The sequence below is a fragment of the Arthrobacter sp. 9AX genome (genome assembly GCF_902506095.1).
Lineage (GTDB): Bacteria > Actinomycetota > Actinomycetes > Actinomycetales > Micrococcaceae > Arthrobacter.
The window spans coordinates 3,799,736-3,817,397 of sequence record NZ_LR733293.1 but is presented as its reverse complement, the minus strand read 5'-3'; the positions used below and the strand labels follow the sequence as shown (position 1 = coordinate 3,817,397).

13 protein-coding genes are annotated in these 17,662 nt (G+C 66.9%); 7 read left to right on the top strand and 6 right to left on the bottom strand.

The features are described from left to right. Positions 1 to 4: 4 nt before the first annotated feature. Genes BACI348_RS17660 through BACI348_RS17650 form a run of 3 tightly spaced genes read right to left on the bottom strand, consistent with a single transcriptional unit; the run spans position 5 to position 4,364 of the window. Entirely contained in the window at positions 5 to 1,282 is a 1,278-nt protein-coding gene (locus BACI348_RS17660; protein WP_159828549.1) for a DUF6986 family protein, read from the bottom strand. A gap of 3 nt (positions 1,283 to 1,285) precedes the next feature. Beyond that, positions 1,286 to 2,884, bottom strand: coding sequence for a malate synthase A (gene aceB / locus BACI348_RS17655; protein ID WP_159828546.1), 1,599 nt, complete (start codon positions 2,882 to 2,884; stop codon positions 1,286 to 1,288). 37 nt (positions 2,885 to 2,921) lie between these two features. Next, on the bottom strand, positions 2,922 to 4,364 hold the full coding sequence (locus BACI348_RS17650; protein ID WP_159828543.1) for an NAD-dependent malic enzyme: 1,443 nt from the start codon (positions 4,362 to 4,364) through the stop codon (positions 2,922 to 2,924). A 234-nt stretch (positions 4,365 to 4,598) separates the two neighbouring features. Between BACI348_RS17650 and BACI348_RS17645 the strand changes: the two genes are divergently transcribed. After that, positions 4,599 to 5,354 carry an IclR family transcriptional regulator gene (locus BACI348_RS17645; RefSeq protein WP_159828540.1) on the top strand — a complete coding sequence of 252 codons (756 nt, stop codon included), beginning with the start codon at positions 4,599 to 4,601 and terminating at the stop codon, positions 5,352 to 5,354. Between the two features lie 149 nt (positions 5,355 to 5,503). Here BACI348_RS17645 and BACI348_RS17640 read toward each other — a convergent pair whose 3' ends face one another. Both BACI348_RS17640 and pucL read right to left on the bottom strand, forming a co-directional pair. Then, entirely contained in the window at positions 5,504 to 7,009 is a 1,506-nt protein-coding gene (locus BACI348_RS17640; RefSeq protein ID WP_159828537.1) for a nucleobase:cation symporter-2 family protein, read from the bottom strand. 174 nt (positions 7,010 to 7,183) lie between these two features. Beyond that, positions 7,184 to 8,092, bottom strand: coding sequence for a factor-independent urate hydroxylase (gene pucL, locus BACI348_RS17635; RefSeq protein WP_159828534.1), 909 nt, complete (start codon positions 8,090 to 8,092; stop codon positions 7,184 to 7,186). Between the two features lie 351 nt (positions 8,093 to 8,443). Here pucL and BACI348_RS17630 point away from each other — a divergent pair, with 351 nt between their 5' ends. After that, positions 8,444 to 8,629 carry a hypothetical protein gene (locus BACI348_RS17630; RefSeq protein ID WP_159828531.1) on the top strand — a complete coding sequence of 62 codons (186 nt, stop codon included), beginning with the start codon at positions 8,444 to 8,446 and terminating at the stop codon, positions 8,627 to 8,629. Positions 8,630 to 8,746: 117 nt separating this feature from the next. On the opposite strand, the gene BACI348_RS17625 is transcribed toward BACI348_RS17630, so the two are convergent. After that, positions 8,747 to 10,105, bottom strand: a complete 1,359-nt coding sequence (locus tag BACI348_RS17625) for an 8-oxoguanine deaminase (RefSeq protein ID WP_159828528.1) — start codon at positions 10,103 to 10,105, stop codon at positions 8,747 to 8,749. A gap of 408 nt (positions 10,106 to 10,513) precedes the next feature. Here BACI348_RS17625 and BACI348_RS17620 point away from each other — a divergent pair, with 408 nt between their 5' ends. The 5 genes from BACI348_RS17620 (at position 10,514) to BACI348_RS17600 (ending at position 17,653) form a co-directional block, all read left to right on the top strand. Next, positions 10,514 to 11,008, top strand: a complete 495-nt coding sequence (locus BACI348_RS17620; RefSeq protein ID WP_159828495.1) for a nucleoside deaminase — start codon at positions 10,514 to 10,516, stop codon at positions 11,006 to 11,008. A gap of 9 nt (positions 11,009 to 11,017) precedes the next feature. Further along, positions 11,018 to 12,538: an NCS2 family permease gene (locus BACI348_RS17615; protein ID WP_159828492.1), complete on the top strand. Its 1,521-nt coding sequence runs from the start codon at positions 11,018 to 11,020 to the stop codon at positions 12,536 to 12,538. Between the two features lie 101 nt (positions 12,539 to 12,639). Next, positions 12,640 to 13,863: an XdhC family protein gene (locus tag BACI348_RS17610; protein WP_159828489.1), complete on the top strand. Its 1,224-nt coding sequence runs from the start codon at positions 12,640 to 12,642 to the stop codon at positions 13,861 to 13,863. Next, the gene (locus BACI348_RS17605; protein WP_159828486.1) at positions 13,854 to 14,804 is read left to right on the top strand and encodes an FAD binding domain-containing protein; all 951 of its coding nucleotides are present in this window, start codon (positions 13,854 to 13,856) and stop codon (positions 14,802 to 14,804) included. The genes BACI348_RS17610 and BACI348_RS17605 overlap by 10 nt, the downstream gene beginning before the upstream one ends. A gap of 2 nt (positions 14,805 to 14,806) precedes the next feature. Further along, on the top strand, positions 14,807 to 17,653 hold the full coding sequence (locus BACI348_RS17600; RefSeq protein ID WP_159828483.1) for a molybdopterin-dependent oxidoreductase: 2,847 nt from the start codon (positions 14,807 to 14,809) through the stop codon (positions 17,651 to 17,653). Positions 17,654 to 17,662: the final 9 nt, after the last annotated feature.

Below are 17,662 nucleotides of genomic sequence, written 5' to 3'. Positions count from 1 at the left end.
TTACTTAGGAGTTGGAAGTGGTGGCGAGCCGCGGGTGGGCCAGTCCGGTCAGTTGCGGAATTCCGACGCCGGCAAGCGCCTGGACTTCCTCGGCACCCACTGCGCCGCACTGGACGCCCCGCAGGACAAACGCTGCCAGGGCGCGGGCCGTGGCGGGTTCGTCCATGATGCCGCCCCCGGTCTGTTCCACGTAGTTCCGCAGGCGGGCCGCGGCGGCCGGAAGGCCCTGCCGGTAAAAGGCGTAGGTGGCAGCGAACCGGCTGGGCAACTGGGCGGGGTGCAGGTCCCAGCCCTGGTAGTAGCCGCGCTCCAGCGAGCGCCGGACCAGCCGGCCGTGCAGCTGCCAGGCGTTCTCCACGTTGTCGCCCACCGGGATGATGTTGGTGGATCCGTCCGAGACCCGGATGCCCGTGCCGGCCACGGCCAGCTGCATGACTTCCTTGGCGAAGTCGGCCACAGGGTGCTCCATGGACTGGTATTCGGCCGAAATCTGCAGCGACGCCGAGTAGTCATACGTGCCGTAGTGCAGGCCGCTGATCCGGCCCGGGACAGCGTGCGGGAGCTGCGCCACCGGTGATGTTCCGTCCGGCCCCAGGATGAGCTGCGGAGTCTCCACCTGCACCTCGAAGCGGAGCCGCCCGGCCGGGAGGGAGTGCACTTCCTCAAGCCGGGACACCGCATAATCCATCGCCTTGACCTGCGCCACGGTGGTGACCTTGGGCAGCGTCAGGACCAGCCCGTCCGGCAGCTCGCCGGCGGAGGCGAGACCGGAGACGAACAGGTCCAGGGTCCGCAGCCCGCGGGTACGGGTGGCCGCCTCGAAGCACTTGAAGCGGATGCCGATGAACGGCGGAGCGGACCCGGCCGCGGCTGCGGCGGCTACAGCGGAGGCCGCGGCAACCGCGGCGGCATCCTCGGCGTCGTCGCCCCTGTCCCCAAAGCCGTCCTCGAAATCGAGCCGCAGGTCCTCGATCGGTTCGCTAGAAAGCTTTGCCTCCACGCGCGCGGCCACAGCCTCCGCCAGCGCGGCGTCCTGGCCGAGCAGCGCACCAAGCTTTTCCAGCCCGCCGTGGGCGGTGGCCACCGCCAGCGCCTCGGCGCCCCAGTCGGCAGCGAACGACGGCGTGAACCGGTCCGCGGGCACGTACACGGTATGGACGGGCTGGCGTGAGCCGTCATCGCCCGGGTAGTTCTGTTCCAGCAGGCGGTCCGTGGCGGCCAGTTGCCCGTCGATGGCCGCCAGGTCCCCGGCGGACAGTGACGCTTTGGGTGATGCTGCCATGCCTCAGCCCACCAGTTCGTAGGCCGGGGTGGTGAGGAAGTCGGTGTAGTCCTCGGACAGGCAGATGTCCGCGATCAGTTCGCTGGCCGGCTGGTAGTAGCGACGGAAGGCTTCGTCGCCGAATTCGGTGCGGAGCCGTTCGGTTTCCTCGCCCAGGATGCGCTCCACGAGCTCGCGGGTGACCGTGTTGCCGGTGTCCGCCAGGACGGACTTGTTGCGGATCTGCTGCCACACCTGCGAGCGGGAAATCTCCGCGGTGGCGGCGTCCTCCATCAGGTTGTGGATGGCCACGGCGCCGTTCCCGGACAGCCACACCGCCGTGTAGGCAATGGCTACGTACAGGTTCAACCGCAGGCCCGCTTCGGTGACCTGGCCTTCTGCCGAGGTGACGTCCAGCAGCTGTTCTGCCGTCACGTTGACCTCGGGGCGCTGCTTGTCCAGCTGGTTCGGCTTGTCGCCGAGCACGGCATCAAACACCTCGCGGCAGGTTGGCACGAGGTCCGGGTGTGCCACCCATGAGCCGTCGAAGCCGTCGTTCGCCTCACGGGTCTTGTCGGCCCGGACCTTGGCGAAGGCTGCCTCGGTCACCTCGGGGTGACGCCTGTTGGGGATGACGGCCGCCATGCCGCCCATGGCGAAGGCGCCGCGCTTGTGGCAGGTCTTGACCAGCAGTTCCGTGTAGGCGCGCATGAACGGGGCGGTCATGGCAACCGAGGCACGGTCCGGGAGCACAAACTCCTCGCCGGCATCACGGAAGTACTTGATGATGCTGAACAGGTAGTCCCAGCGGCCGGCGTTCAGGCCGGAAGCGTGGTCGCGCAGCTCGTACAGGATCTCGTCCATCTCGAAGGCCGCCGGAATGGTCTCAATCAGGACCGTGGCGCGGATGGTGCCCTGGCCCAGGCCCAGGTGGTCCTGCGCGAAGACAAATACGTCGTTCCACAGCCGCGCCTCGAGGTGGCTCTCCATCTTGGGCAGGTAGTAGTACGGGCCCTGCCCGTTGAGCACCAGCTGCTTGGCGATGTGGAAGAAGTGAAGGCCGAAGTCCACCAGCGCCCCAACGGCGGGTTCGCCGTTCACCAGCAGGTGCTTTTCCTGCATGTGCCAGCCGCGCGGCCGTGCCACCACCACGGCAAGCGGCGCGTCAGTGCGGAGCCGGTATTCCTTGCCTTCGTCCGACGTATAGCTGAGCGTGCCTTGGGCGGCGTCGCGGAGGTTCAGGATGGCGTCGATGACGTTGCCCCAGGTGGGGGTGCTGGCATCCTCGAGGTCCGCGAGCCACACCTTGGCGCCGGAGTTCAATGCATTGATGGCCATCTTCGCCGGTGAGGCCGGCCCGGTCATCTCAACCCTGCGGTCCTGCAAAGCCGCCGGCGCGGGCGCAACCTTCCAGTCGCCGTCGCGCACGTCCTGCGTCTCCGGCAGGAAATCCAGCTTGCCGGTTTCCGCCACACGTTGCCGCTTGACGGCGCGGGCTTCCAGGAGTTCGTTGCGGGTGCCGGCGAAGCGGTTGTGCAGTTCCTCCACGAAGGCCAGGGCCTTGGGGGTGAGGATCTGCTCCGCGCGGTCGATGGGCCGGGGGTCTGTGACGGTGATGGCCATTTCTGGTCCTTTCCTTGTGCTGAAGTCAGGCGGTGAATCAGGCGCTGGCCAGGGCGGCTTCGGGTTCCCGGGCGGCAGAAGCCGCGGTTGCCACGTTCGCGGCGTGGGCTGCGGAGGCCACTGCTGAGGCAACATCGGCGGCCACGTGGGGATCGAAGACGCTGGGGATAATGTAGCTGGCATTGAGCTCCTCGTCAGCCACCCGCTTGGCGATCGCCTCCGCGGCGGCCACCAGCATTTCCGGGGTGATGTCCGAGGCTCCGGCGTCGAGCAGGCCGCGGAAGAAACCGGGGAAGGCCAGCACGTTGTTGATCTGGTTGGGGAAGTCGCTGCGGCCCGTGGCCACAACGGCGGCGTGCCGGGACGCGATGACCGGATCGATTTCCGGCGTCGGGTTGGCCATGGCGAACACAATGGCGTTCTCCGCCATGGCTGCCACCTGCTCCTCGCCGATCACGTGGGGGGCGCTGACGCCGATGAATACGTCCGCGCCGACGAGGGCCTCGTGCAGGGTGCCGGCAAAGCCTTCCTCATTGGTGTTCGCGGCGATCCAGCTGCGGTGCTCATCGCTGTAGGTCTCACCGGAGTGGATGGCGCCGGAGCGGCCGGCGGCAATGATGTGTTGTGCGCCCTGGGCCTTAAGGAGCTGGATGATGGCTGAGCCGGCGGCGCCCACACCCGAGACCACAATGCGGACCTCGTCCAGTTTCTTGTCCACCACGCGCAGCGCGTTGACCAAGGCGGCGAGGGTGACGATGGCGGTGCCGTGCTGGTCGTCGTGGAACACCGGAATGTCCAGTTCCTCGCGGAGCCGGTTCTCGATCTCGAAGCAGCGAGGGGCCGCAATGTCCTCCAGGTTGATGCCGCCGTAGACCGGTGCCATGGCCTTGGCGATCATGATGATTTCCTCGGTGTCCTGGGTGTCCAGGCAGACCGGCCAGGCGTCCACGTTGGCGAACTGCTTGAACAGGGCGGCCTTGCCTTCCATCACCGGAAGGGCGGCCGCGGGGCCGATGTTGCCCAGGCCCAGGACGGCCGAACCGTCGGTGAGGACGGCGATGGTGTTGCGTTTGACGGTCAGGTTGCGGGCCGCCGCGGGGTCCTCGGCGATGGCGAGGCAGACGCGGGCGACGCCGGGAGTGTAGGCGCGGGAGAGGTCGTCGCGGTTGCGCAGGGCTACTTTGGGGACAACTTCGAGCTTGCCGCCCAGGTGCATCAGGAAGGTGCGGTCCGAGACATGCTGGACCGTGACGCCGTCGAGCGTGTTGAGGGCGTCCTTGACGCGGGCGGCGTGTTCGTCGTCGGTGGTGTTGCAGGTGACGTCCACAACGAGGGTCTCGTGGTGGGATTCGCTGACGTCCAGGGCTGTGATGGCGGCGCCTGCCGCTCCCACCGCCGCGGCGAGTTCGCTGGTGGCGCTGAAGCTTGACGGTGCTTCCACGCGAAGGGTGATCGAATTTCCGGGGCTGGGGTTCGCCATTGAATGTCCTCCTGTTGGGCCTTGCATTGGGCCGTGTCCGGTCTGTCTTCTCGAAATCCATGTTTTCGTATTATGGATATTATTATCTGCAAGATGGAAATACAAGCCCTCTGTATGTGACCGGTGGGAGTGCATCGCGCGGTGAACCTGGGTGCTGTATCTTGGGTGTTCTAAGCAGCTCTTTTCACGATGCGGATAAGAGTTGTCAGATTCCGAGCCACAGGAGACAACGGAATGGCAGAAAAAGCGTCGGGCGGCGTGCAGTCGGTAGAGCGCGTCTTCGAACTGCTGGAGCTCATTACGGACGCAGGCGGAGACGTTACGCTCAGCGAACTGTCCTCATCCACCGACCTTCCGCTGCCCACCATCCACCGCCTGCTGCGGACGCTGGTGTCCCTGGGCTACATCCGGCAGCTGCCCAACCGCCGCTACGCCTTGGGTCCGCGGCTCATCCGGCTTGGTGAAGGAGCCAACAAGCAACTCGGCGCCGTGGCGAGGCCGCAGCTTAAGACGCTCGTGGACCGGCTGGGGGAGACCTCCAACATGGCCGTGCTGGACTCGGACATGGTGATCTATGTTGCGCAGGTGCCGTCGCTGCACTCCATGCGCATGTTCACCGAGGTGGGCCGCCGCGCCCACACCCATGCCACCGGCGTCGGAAAAGCCATCCTGGCCCAGCTCGATGACGAGACCGTCCGCGGCATCGTGGCCCGCGCCGGAATGCCTACGCCCACGCCCAAGAGCATCGGCGACGTGGATGAGCTCCTGGCCGACCTCAAGCTCATCCGGGAACGCGGCTACTCCATCGATGAGGAAGAGCAGGAGCTTGGCGTCCGCTGCTTCGCCATGGCGGTGCCCAACGCTCCCACGCCCACCGCGATCTCCGTGTCCGGACCGGTGTCCAGGGTAGACGAGCACTTCGCCGACAAGGCCGTGCCCGTCCTCCGCGAGGCGGCCGAGGCCATCTCGCTGGAGCTGAACCGCACCTGACCCATCTCCTTCAGAGTTTTTGTCCACGTATGCTGACTTAAAGTGCCATTTGCCCTGCATACCTGGACAAAAACTCCGGAAAACACGCACGACGGCGGCCCGCACCTTTCACAAAAGGTGCGGGCCGCCGTTGCTGTATGCAGGTGTTGTCAGTGCTCTGACGCCTTTTCGGACGACTCGACCCGGACTTCCTTGCCGTCGCAGTCGATGAGCTTGCCGCCTTCGTATCGGTCGCCGTCGGCCAGGCACTTCAGGTCCTCTTCCCGGACCACACGCTCGGTGCCGGCCACAAACACGGACTGGTTCTCCGAGTTGCCCGCTTTGAGGTGGTTGAAGAGCAGGTTCAGCAGGATGGCCATCACGGCGGCGGAACTGATGCCGGAGTGGAAGATGGTGCCGAACCAGGACGGGAAGTGGTCGTAGAACGACGGGGCGGCGATGGGGATCATGCCGAACCCGATGGACGCCGCCACGATGATCAGGTTCATGTTGTTTTTGTACTCCACCTTGGACAGCGTGCGGATGCCGCTGGCGGCCACCGTTCCAAAGAGTACGACGCCGGCGCCTCCGAGGACGGGCGTCGGCACCGCTGCGACTACCCGGCCAAGGACCGGCAGCAGCCCGAGGATCACCAGGATCAGGCCGCCGGCGCTGACCACGAAGCGGCTCTTGACGCCCGTGATGGCCACCAGGCCCACGTTCTGGGCAAAGGCGCTTTGGGTGAACGAGTTGAACAGCGGCGAGATGGCGCTGGAGAGCATGTCGGCGCGGAGGCCGTCGCCGATCCGCTTGGAATCGACCTTGGTGCCCACGATCTCACCCACCGCGATGATGTCCGCGGAGGTTTCGGTCAGGGTCACCAGGATGACGATGAGCATGGAGATGATGGCGGCGATCTCGAACACCGGCGGGCCGAAGGCGAACGGGGTGGGGAAGGCGACGATCTCGCCCTGGCCCACCTTTGAAAAATCGGCCATCCCGAAGGCGAAGGCGATCAGCGTGCCCAGGACCATCGCGAGCAGGATGGAGAGCCGGGAGATCGCGGCGCTGCCCACCTTGCTGAGCAGCAGGACGATGGCCATGGTGGCCGCCGCCAGGCCGATGTTGGCCATGCTGCCGTAATTCTCCGCCTTGCTGTTGCCGCCCATGGCCCAGTTGGCCGCCACGGGCATCAGGGTCAGACCGATGGTGGTGATGACGGTTCCGGTGACCACTGGCGGGAAGAAGCGGATGATCTTCGAGAACAGCGGTGTGATCAGTAGGCCTATCAGTGATGCGGCGATCACGGAGCCGAACACCGCCTGGATCCCGCCGCCGCCGTGGACGATGGCCACCATGGTGGAGACGCCGGCGAACGAGACACCCTGGACCAGCGGCAGCTGCGAGCCGAAGAAGGGGACGCCGATGGTCTGCAGGATGGTGGCCAGGCCGCCCACGAAGAGGCAGGCCGCGATCAGCAGGCCGATGTCCTGGGACGACATGCCGGCCGCCGCACCGATGATCAGGGGCGGGGCGATGATGCCGCCGTACATGGTCAGGACGTGCTGGAAGCCGTAGGCAAACGTGCTGGCAACAGGGAGGCGCTGGTCTTCCGGCCGTCGTGCCTGAGGGTCTTTTGCGGCTACGGCAGCAGCCGCTTTCTTTCGAATGTTCATGGCAGACTTTCTTGGTTCATGGCAGACGACATTGTCTGGCTAACGGGGTCTGGCTAACGGGGTTGAAAGACGTGGGTGCGGGCCCGGAGTTTTTGTCCACCTATGCGGACTTCAGGGGTGCTGAAGCCGTCTTTTCCGGACAAAAACTCCGGGCCTTTGGCTGTTAAGTGCGCTTTAGCAGAAGCCGGCGATACCGGACCAGGCGATGTCCGCGGGGGTGGCGTCGTCGCGCTTGACGGTGGCCTCGATCAGGCCGTAGGGGCGGTCGGCGGCGAAGAAGACCTCGTTGGGGTTGTCGAGGCCGAACGGCGAGAGGTCCACCAGGAAGTGGTGCTTGTTCGGCATGGAGAACTTGATCTCGTCGATCTCGCTGTGGGCCTCCAAAACCTTGGTGCCCATGTCGAACAGGGTCTGCTGGAGGGCGTGGGAGTACTTCTCCGTGAAGCCTTCGAGCAGGAGTCCCTTGACGTCGTCGTAATTCTTGTTGAAGTCCAGGGCGCTGAAATCGGTGCCGGTCTTGAAGCGCCACCGGGCCGAGACGTCAGTGGCCAGGATGCGGTCCGTGGTTTCGGGCAGGGTGGTGTACTTGTCCTTCGGGTAGCCCACGAAGCCTGACTGGGTGGACTTGAGGACGGTCAGGTCCTTGAGCCCCGAGATAAGGTGCGTGGTGGCGCCGTCGCGGACCAGGACCGCGGTGCGGACTTCCTGGCCGTTGCGGACGAAGGAGTGGTCGTGCTCCGTGCCGTGGGCCTGGATCCGGTCCCAGCTGTAGGACTCGGCTTCCCAGCGGCCGCCGGTGACCCAGTCGAAGCTGGAGGTGAAGTGCTCCCCGAGCCGAAGCAGGAACGCCTCGGGGGAGCCGACGCCGTCGCGGGCGAAGGCGTAGATGGTGTTCTTCTGGGTGTCGGTGGCCACCACGTGGGCGTTGTCGCCCTCGAGGTGGGCGGCCTCGAAATCGCCGCGCAGCTGCGAGGTGACGTTGAGGTCCTCGATTTCGTGGCGGTCGGTGTCGCGGGTGATCTTGACGACCCGGACTTCGGCCTTTCCGTACTGGTTTTCGCCGAGGATGATCTTGCTGCTCATGGTCTGTTCCCAATCTCCGGTAAGTGGAACTAGGTTCCATCACTGAAATTAAGCGCGCGTTTCGAGCGCGTTTCCGGTGGAGCCGACCCAACAAAAAAGAGCCGGCATCCATTGATGCCAGCTCATTACGACCCTGCCTGCTGCTCCCAGGTTACGTGACATACACCACGAATTGACATCCAGCGTACCCCCGGAAGCCGGTGGTGTACATCACAAATCCAAAATTCGTTTTGTGACCGTGCGGGGCCTGGACCATTGACGACGGTTCAGCGGGCCGCCTAAGCTATTCCACATAGCAAAAGTTATTTTCCATTTTGCGAAATATCCCCCACGACCTCGAAGGAGGATCAGATGTACCAGCAGGACAGCACGCAGGTTTCACCGGCAACCACGGCGGCACCGCCAGTCCAGGAGTTCTACCTCCCCCTCGGCGGCGGAACCGATCCGGACTTCTATCTCCCCGCCGACCGCGAGCACGTCCCCGGCCGCTTCTCACGCTGGGTCCAGGCGCTCCCGGGATTCGGTCGGCGCTCCTAAGGCGCGGGCCGGCGACGCGCATCGTCGGTTGCGCTGCGCCCGAGGGCTGGCGATACCCATATCCGGGTATCGCCAGCCCTTTTCCGCATCCAAATCGAATCTGATTGTCGAAAGCGGCTACCCGTTCACCAGCCGGCGGGCCGCCGCCGAGTGCTCGGCAATAAGACCGGCCACATCCAGCCCCGGGATCTGGCCGTCCACCACACGCCACTGACCGCCCACCATCACCCGGTCCGCCCGGTCCGCGGCGCAGAGCAGCAGCGCGGCCACCGGATCATGGCTGCCGGAGAAGCGCAGGTCATCCAGCCGGAAGAGCCCCAGGTCCGCCTGCATCCCCGGCGCCAGCTGGCCCAGCCCGGACCTGCCCAGCACGGCGGCCGAACCGCGCGTGGCCCAGGACAGCGCACGCTCCACCGGAACGTCCGCCCCGTACCGCAGCCGCTGCAGGTACAGCGCCTGCCGCGCTTCCAGGATCATGTTCGAGGCATCGTTGGACGCCGAGCCGTCCACTCCCAGTCCCACTGGCGCTCCGGCGTCCTCCAGTTCCAGGACCCGGGCAGTTCCCGACGCGAGGCGCATGTTGGAGGTGGGGCAATGCGCGACGGCGGTGCCCGCGGCTCCCAGCCTGGCGATCTCCGCGTCGCTGAAGTGGATGCCGTGGCCCAGCCAGGTGCGGTCCGTCAGCCAGCCCACGCTGTCCAGGTAGTCAACGGTCCGCAGCCCGAACATCTCCCGGCAAAAGTCTTCTTCATCCAGCGTTTCAGCCAGGTGGGTGTGCAGCCGGACGTCCAGCCGTACGGCGAGCGCGGCGCTTTCGGCCATGATCTCCTTGGTCACCGAGAACGGCGAGCAGGGAGCCAGGGCAATCTGGATCAAGGCATCGTCACCGCGCTCGTGGTAACGGCCAATCAGCCGTTCGCTGTCCGCCAGCACCACCTCGGCTGCCTGCACGGTTGACTGCGGCGGCAGGCCGCCGTCGTCCGTGCCCAGGGTCATGGACCCGCGGGTGAGGGTGGCGCGCATGCCCAGCCGGCGGACGGCCTCCACCTGGATATCGATCGCATCCTCAAGGCCCGCGGGGAAGAGGTAGTGGTGGTCCGCTGCCGTGGTGCAGCCGGAAAGCAGGAGTTCCGCCAGCGCCACTGTGGTGGCGAGCTCCAGGTCCCGCGGAGTGAGGCGCGCCCACACCGGATAGAGGTTCTGCAGCCAGGGGAACAGCGGCGCATTCGCCACCGGACCCCAGGCGCGTGTCAGGGTCTGGTAGAAGTGGTGGTGCGTGTTGATCAGGCCCGGCAGCAGCACGTGCTTTCCGGCGTCAAAAATCTCATCGCACGGCGCGGACGGCTGCTGGCCTGCGGCAAGAACCTCGGTGATAACACCGCCGCTGACCACCAGCCCACCTGAAGCGTCGAGGTGGTTGGCGGTAAAAGCTGCCTGCGGGTTTTGGATCCACAAACGGGAAACGGATGGCGTCATGGCTGTCCTTCTCTGAGCGCTGTTGGTGTCATTCCAGCTCAGTGAGGCCCTGTCTGCTGATCCAGGCGGCCGCGCCCTCGTGGTTCAGTGCTCGGAAGCGGCGCGGCTGGCACCTAGGCTAGAAGGCATAGGCTCCCGCGTCAACGCCACAGATTATGACCGCGGCAGGAGTGAACCCCGCGAAACACGGATTTCACATTGCGAAATTAAAATTCCAGAAAACTATGGCGCAGCCCACAATCCGGTGCTAATCTCGATCTTGCCAAAGGCGGGCACCCGGTCACCGGGAAGCTATCTACCAGGCGCAACTTAACCTTCACAGCACATGCTGAAGCCTGGTAACCGTCGCACCTGGTTCTACTGGTCCTGCAAGCGGCATCAGGCTTCCCGGCAAAAGGAAGTCGCATCATGAGTACCACCGTCACGGCCGAGCAGTTCCTGGCCAGATCCATCCGGTTGGCCACGGCCAACGTCCTGAACAGCGGCGGCCCCTTCGGCGCCATGATCGTCACACCGGACGGCAAAACGTTCGACGGCGTCAACCGCGTCACCGCGGACAACGATCCCACCGCCCACGCCGAGGTCACCGCGATCCGCACGGCGTGCCGCGAACTGGGCACCTTCGACCTCAGCGGCGCCACCCTCTACACCAGCTGCGAGCCATGCCCCATGTGCCTGGCCTCCGCACTCTGGGCCCGCGTGGACCGCGTCATCTTCGCCGCCGACCGGCATGACGCCGCCTCCGTAGGCTTCGATGACGCCGTCTTCTACGAATACTTCGAAAACCAGGACAGGAACTCCCTGATGCCGGTTTCGAAGCTGGTCCTGGACGATCCGCAGGCCCCGGCCCCGCTGGAACCGTTCAACACCTGGAACACCCTCGACACCAGGATTGACTACTAGGCGGCTGGGATGACCATCCTGGACAGCTCACACGAGGAGCATTCGGCTCCAAGCACCCGCAGCCAACGGCCGGCGAACAGCGCTCCCAAGCCGCCGGCGTCGGACTCTTTCCTTGACCGGTTCTTCCAGATCACCCAGCGGGGCTCCACCCTGGCCCGCGAATTCCGCGGCGGCCTGGTCACCTTCTTCACCATGGCGTACATCGTCATCCTCAACCCCCTGATCCTGGGCGGATTCAGCGCGGACAACGCTCCCACCGACGTCGCCGGGGGCTGGCTCTCCGCCGCACAGGTGGGCGCCGTCACCGGGCTCACCGCCGGTGTGATGACCATCCTCTTCGGCCTCATCGCCAACCTCCCCTTCGGCCTGGCCGCGGGCCTGGGCATCAACTCCTTCCTGGCCGTCTCGGTCATCCAGGAAGTTACCTGGGCCGAGGCCATGGGCCTGGTGGTGATCAACGGCATCCTGATCGTCCTGTTCGGCATCACCGGCGCCCGCACCGCCATCTTCCGGGCAGTGCCCAAGGAGCTGAAGGCCGCCATCACGGTGGGCATCGGCCTGTTCATCGCCTTCATCGGCTTTGTGGACTCCGGCTTCGTCAAAGCCACGGCCGGCGGACCTCCCGTCCAGCTGGGCAACGGCGGCTCCATCACCTCCGTCCCCACCCTGGTGTTCATCGTGGGCCTCCTCGCCATGGGCATCCTGGTGGCACGCAAGGTCCAGGGCGGGCTGCTGATCGGCATCGTGGCCACCACCGTCCTGGCCGCAGTGGTCGAGGCCATCTTCAGGATCGGCCCGGCCAGTGCAGGGAACCCCGGGGGCTGGCACCTGAACACCCCGGTCCTCTCCGGGCAGCTGGTTTCAGCACCGGACCTGGGCCTGGTGGGCCAGTTCGACCTGTTCGGCGCCTTCGGCCGGATCGGCGGACTCGCGGCCACGATGCTGGTGTTCACCCTGGTGTTCACCAACTTCTTCGACGCCATGGGCACCATGACCGGCCTGGCCAAGAGCGCCGGCGTCGCGCACAAGGACGGGACGTTCCCGCGGCTGAAGTCAGCCTTCATCGTGGAAGGCTTCGGCGCTATTGCCGGCGGGGCTACCTCGGGCTCGTCCAACACTGTGTACATCGACTCCGCCGCCGGCATCGGTGAAGGGGCCCGGACCGGCCTGGCCTCGGTGGTCACCGGACTCCTGTTCCTTGGGTCCATGTTCCTCACGCCGCTCACCAGCGTGGTCCCGCTCGAAGTGGCGGCTGCGGCGCTGGTGGTGGTGGGCGCGATGATGATGGCGCAGATCCGCGAGATCAAGTTCAGCAAGTTCACCGTGGCCCTGCCCGCCTTCCTCACCATCGTCACCATGCCGCTGAGCTACTCGATCGCCAACGGCATCGGCGTCGGCTTCATCAGCTGGGCCATCATCGGCGCGGCGTCAGGCAAGGCGAAGAAGGTCCATCCGCTGATGTGGGTGGTGAGCGCCGGGTTCCTGGTGTACTTCGCCCGCGGACCCATCAACCTGCTGCTGGGCGCCTGACCGTTTTTCCGGAACAGAGGGGCCGGGCCAAACCCTTGGCCCGGCCCCCGATAGGAACGACAATATGGACACCACCGCAGCGCGGAAGAAGGAGTGCCGCCATGCTTGACCTGATCCCAACACTCGGCAGTTGGGCCCCGGCCCTTACCCGCCGGCCCTTCGCGGTGGCCACCATCGTGCGCGCCAGCGGCTCGGTTCCGCGGCCGGTGGGCACGTCCATGCTGGTTTCCAGCGACGGTTTGGTCCTGGGCAGCCTCTCCGGCGGCTGCGTGGAAGGTGCCGTTGTGGCGGCCGCCTTGGACGCAATGGACGACGGCGTCACGCGCCTCGAGACCTTCGGCTTCAGTGCCGAGGACGCCTTCGCCGCCGGCCTCACCTGCGGGGGTGAGCTGGACGTGCACATCGAGCCGGCCAACCTGCACCGCGGGTGCCGGCTGGGTGAGGCCGTGCTGCAGTTGGCTGCCTGCGGGCCGGACCAGCCGGTGGCGCTGGTCCGCACGCTCACCCCCCACGCGGACGGCCGCGGCAGCAACGCCGTCGTTATTGCGGATCCTGGTTCCGCGCAGCCGAACGGGGACCCCGCCCTCGCAACGTTGCTGGATCCAGGCGCCGACGCAGGCGGGGCGCGGGCAGCGCAGCTCGAATCCTTCCTGCGCAGCGGCACCACCGGCGTCCTGAACGCGGCGGGGGCCGGCCTGTGCGCCGGGGGAGCGGACATTCTGGTGGAGTCCCGGCTGGCGCCGCCCCGCCTGCTGGTCTTTGGTGCCAACGATTTCAGCGCCCCGCTCCTCCCGGCAGCCAAGCCGCTGGGCTACCACGTCACCCTGGTGGACGCCCGCCAGGCGTTTGCTTCCCAGTCCAGGTTCACCGCCGCGGATGAGGTGGTTACCGCTTGGCCGCACACCTACCTCGCGGCCGAAGCTGCCGCGGGACGCGTGGACTCCCGCACCGTAATCTGCGTCCTGACCCACGACCCCAAGTTCGACATTCCCCTGCTCGACACCGCGCTGTGCCTGGATGTCGCCTTCATCGGGGCACTGGGTTCGCGGCGCAGCCACGCACAGCGGGTGGACGCCCTCCTGGACAGGGGAGTGCGTCCCGAGCGGATCGCCCAGCTCCACTCACCGCTTGGCCTGGACATCGGGGCAGTCACCCCGGCCGAAGTAGCAGTGTCCGTCCTCGCCGAAATCATCGCCGCGCGGAAGGCCGTATCCCACCAGCCGCTGCGGGAAACCTCGGGCCCCATTCACTCGGGCTCCCTCCACCAGCTGGCCGCCCCCGCCGCCCCCACAACCCTTTTGCAGCAGGAGATCGCATGGACATGAACACCATCGAGGCGGTGGTCCCCACCACCGACCCCGAACAATGGCGCGACGGCGACGCCTGGCTGGCCGGCGGCACCGTGCTGTTCTCCTACGGCAGCCTCGCGTTCGGGCCCCGGCCACTGACACGGCTCCTGGACCTGGGCAGCGCCGGCTGGACCCCCGTCACGATCACTGCCGAAGGGATCGACCTCGCCGCAACGTGCACCGTTGCGGAGCTGTACAGCCTGCCCGGAACGCCTGACGCCATCAGCCGGAACTGGCCCGCGCTTGACCTCGTCCGCCCGTGTTGCGATTCGTTCGTGGCCTCCTTCAAGGTGTGGAACATGTCCACGGTGGGCGGCAACCTGTGCACCTCCCTGCCCGCCGGCCCCATGATCTCGCTCTGCGCAGGGCTGGACGGAACGGCCACCATCCTCGGCCCCGGCGGCACCAGCCGCACCGTTCCGGTGGCCCAATTCGTCACCGGGGACGCGGCGAACTGCCTGGCCCCCGGCGAACTCCTGCGCAGCATCCACCTCCCGGCGTCGGCCCTTTCCGCCCGCGTGGCGTTCCGCCGCCTGTCACTGAGCAACCTTGGCAGGTCCGGGGTGCTGTTGATCGGACGGCTCGACGGCGGCACCTCCCTGGTCCTGACCGTCACCGCCGCCACCAAGCGGCCGGTGCAGCTGCGCTTCGATGCAGTGCCGGGTACCGACGCGCTGGCGGACGCCCTCGACGAAGCCATCCCCGCTGACCTGTACCACAACGACATCCACGGGCTGCCGGCGTGGCGCCGCGACATGACCTACCGGTTGGCGGAAGAGATCCGCGCTGAACTTGCGGTTCCCGAAGGCGCCCCCGGGCTCCGGGTTTCCGGCGACTTCTGGCCGCCGCCGGACCCCGGGCAGGACGTCCGCGGACACCATGCGCGGGGACTTAATGCACAGCAGGAAGGGGCCTGAGCATGGCCAGCGAGATCAACGGAGCCATCCAGATTAACGGCGTTCCGGCGGCCACGGCGCCCCGTCCCGGGCAGTGCCTGCGAACCTTCCTGCGGGAGGAGGGCAACCTGGGCGTCAAGAAGGGCTGCGACGGCGGAGACTGCGGCGCCTGCACCGTGCACGTGGACGGCACGCCGGTGCACAGCTGCATCTACCCGGCGGTCCGGGCGGAAGGGCACGCCGTCACCACCATCGAAGGCCTGGCCGCAACTGCCGGGGACGCCGGCCTCCACCCCGTCCAGCAGCAGTTCATGGAACGCCAGGGCTTCCAGTGCGGCTTCTGCACCGCCGGCATGCTGATGACGGCAGCCACGTTCGACGACGAACAAAAGGAGAACCTGCCCCGCAACCTCAAGGGCAACCTCTGCCGCTGCACCGGCTACCGTGCCATTTCAGACGCCGTCTGCGGGCACGCCGGGCATCCCGACCCGAAAGGGCAGGGCTCCGGCATTGCAGGGGAGGGACAGCCGGATCCCGAACCCGGTCAACTCGGCGACGACGTCCCCGCGCCTGCCAGCCGGGCCGTGGTGACCGGCGCAGCCCGCTATACCCTGGACGTCCCGGCGGACCAGCTGCAGGGCCTGCTCCATCTCAAGCTCCTGCGCTCGCCGCATGCCCACGCCCGCGTGCTGTCCATCATCACCGACGCTGCCTTGGCGGTCCCCGGAGTGGTGGCCGTCTTCACGCACCAGGACGCCCCGGAGCGGCTGTTCTCCACCGCGCAGCACGAACTGTTCACCGACGACCCGGACGATACCCGCGTGCTGGATGACGTGGTGCGGTTCCGGGGCCAGCGGGTTGCAGCGGTGGTGGCCGAAACGGTGGCGGCCGCCGAGGCAGGGGTGCGGGCGCTGGAGGTGGAGTATGAAGAGCTCCCGGCTGTGTTCTCGCCGCAGGAGGCACTCCTCCCCGGGGCGCCGCTGGTGCACGGGGACAAGGACGGAGCGGTGGCCCGCATTTCCCGGCCTGACCGCAACGTGGTGGCCGAGCTGCACTCCGAACTGGGAAGCGTCGCGGACGGTTTCGCGGCAGCAGACTTTATCCACGAACAGACGTACCGGACCCAGCGGGTCCAGCACGTGGCCCTGGAAACCCACGCGGCCATCGCATCTGTGGACAGCGAAGGCCGCCTGCAGGTCCGCACGTCCAGCCAGGTCCCGTTCCTGGTCCGCCGGACGCTGTGCCGGGTCTTCGGGCTGCCGGAGGAACAGGTGCACGTTGTGGCAGGCCGGGTGGGCGGCGGATTCGGCGGCAAGCAGGAAGTCCTCACGGAGGACATCGTGGCGCTCGCGGCCCTGAAACTGGGGCGGCCGGTCCAGCTCGAACTGACCAGGACGGAGCAGTTCACCGCCACCACCACCCGCCACCCGTTCACCATCAAGCTCCGCACCGGTGCCAGCAATGACGGCCGGCTGACTGCCCTGGAACTGGACGTCCTTACCAACACCGGCGCCTACGGCAACCACGGCCCCGGCGTGATGTTCCACGGCTGCGGCGAATCCCTGAGCGTCTACAACTGCGCCAACAAAAAGGTGGATGCCCACGCGATGTACACCCACACGGTGCCGGCAGGGGCGTTCCGGGGCTACGGGCTGAGCCAGATGATCTTCGCCATCGAGTCCGCCATGGACGAGCTCGCTGCCGGTATCGGGATGGATCCGTTCGAGTTCCGCCGCCGGAACATGGTGCGCGAGGGCGACCTGATGCTGTCCACGCAGCCCGAGCCCGAGGAGGACGTCCACTACGGCAGCTACGGCCTGGACCAGTGCTTGGGCCTGGTCCGTGATGCCCTGGCCCGCGGCCGGGAGCGTTACCACGCCGCCGGCCTGGACGAACTGGGACCGGAATGGCTGACCGGCGAAGGCACCGCGCTCTCCATGATCGATACCGTGCCCCCGCGTGGCCACTTTGCCCATTCCCGGCTCCGGCTCTTGCCGGACGGAACGTACCAGGCCGACGTCGGAACCGCCGAGTTCGGCAACGGCACTACCACCGTGCACGCCCAGCTTGCCGCCACGGCACTGTCCACGGAGGCTGCCAAGGTGGCCGTCCGGCAGTCCGATACCGACCTCGTCGAGCACGATACCGGTGCCTTCGGCTCAGCCGGAACGGTGGTGGCCGGCAAGGCAACGCTCGCCGCAGCGGAGGAACTCGCCGTCCGGATCCGCGCCTTCGCGGCGGGCATCCACCAGACGCAGGCCTCGGCCTGCGTCCTCGACGGGGACTCCGTTGTCATTGACGGCACCCCGGTGGCACTGGCTGAACTCGCGCAGGCGGGTTCGGAAGCCGGCGTCGAACTCGCAGCCGAGGGACGATGGGGCGGGACACCGCGCTCTGTTGCCTTCAACGTGCACGGCTTCAGGGTGGCCGTGAACCGCGGCACCGGCGAGCTGAAGATCCTGCAGAGCGTTCAGGCCGCGGACGCCGGAGTGGTGGTGAATCCGCGCCAGTGCCGCGGCCAGATCGAGGGCGGAATTGCCCAGGCCATCGGCGCAGCGTTGTATGAGGAGGTGGTGGTGGACGACGCCGGCCGCGTCACCACGGACATCCTGCGGCAGTACCACATCCCTACTTTCGCCGACGTCCCCCGCAGTGAGGTGTACTTCGCGGACACCAACGACACACTGGGGCCGCTGGGGGCAAAATCCATGAGCGAAAGCCCCTTCAACCCGGTGGCGCCCGCCCTGGCCAACGCGATCCGCAACGCCACCGGGGTGCGCTTCGCGTCGCTGCCCATCGCGCGGGACAAGATTTACCTTGGGCTGAAGGAGGCGGGGCTGGTGCCGAAGCTGCAGCACTCCGCCCTCTAAAGGACCAGC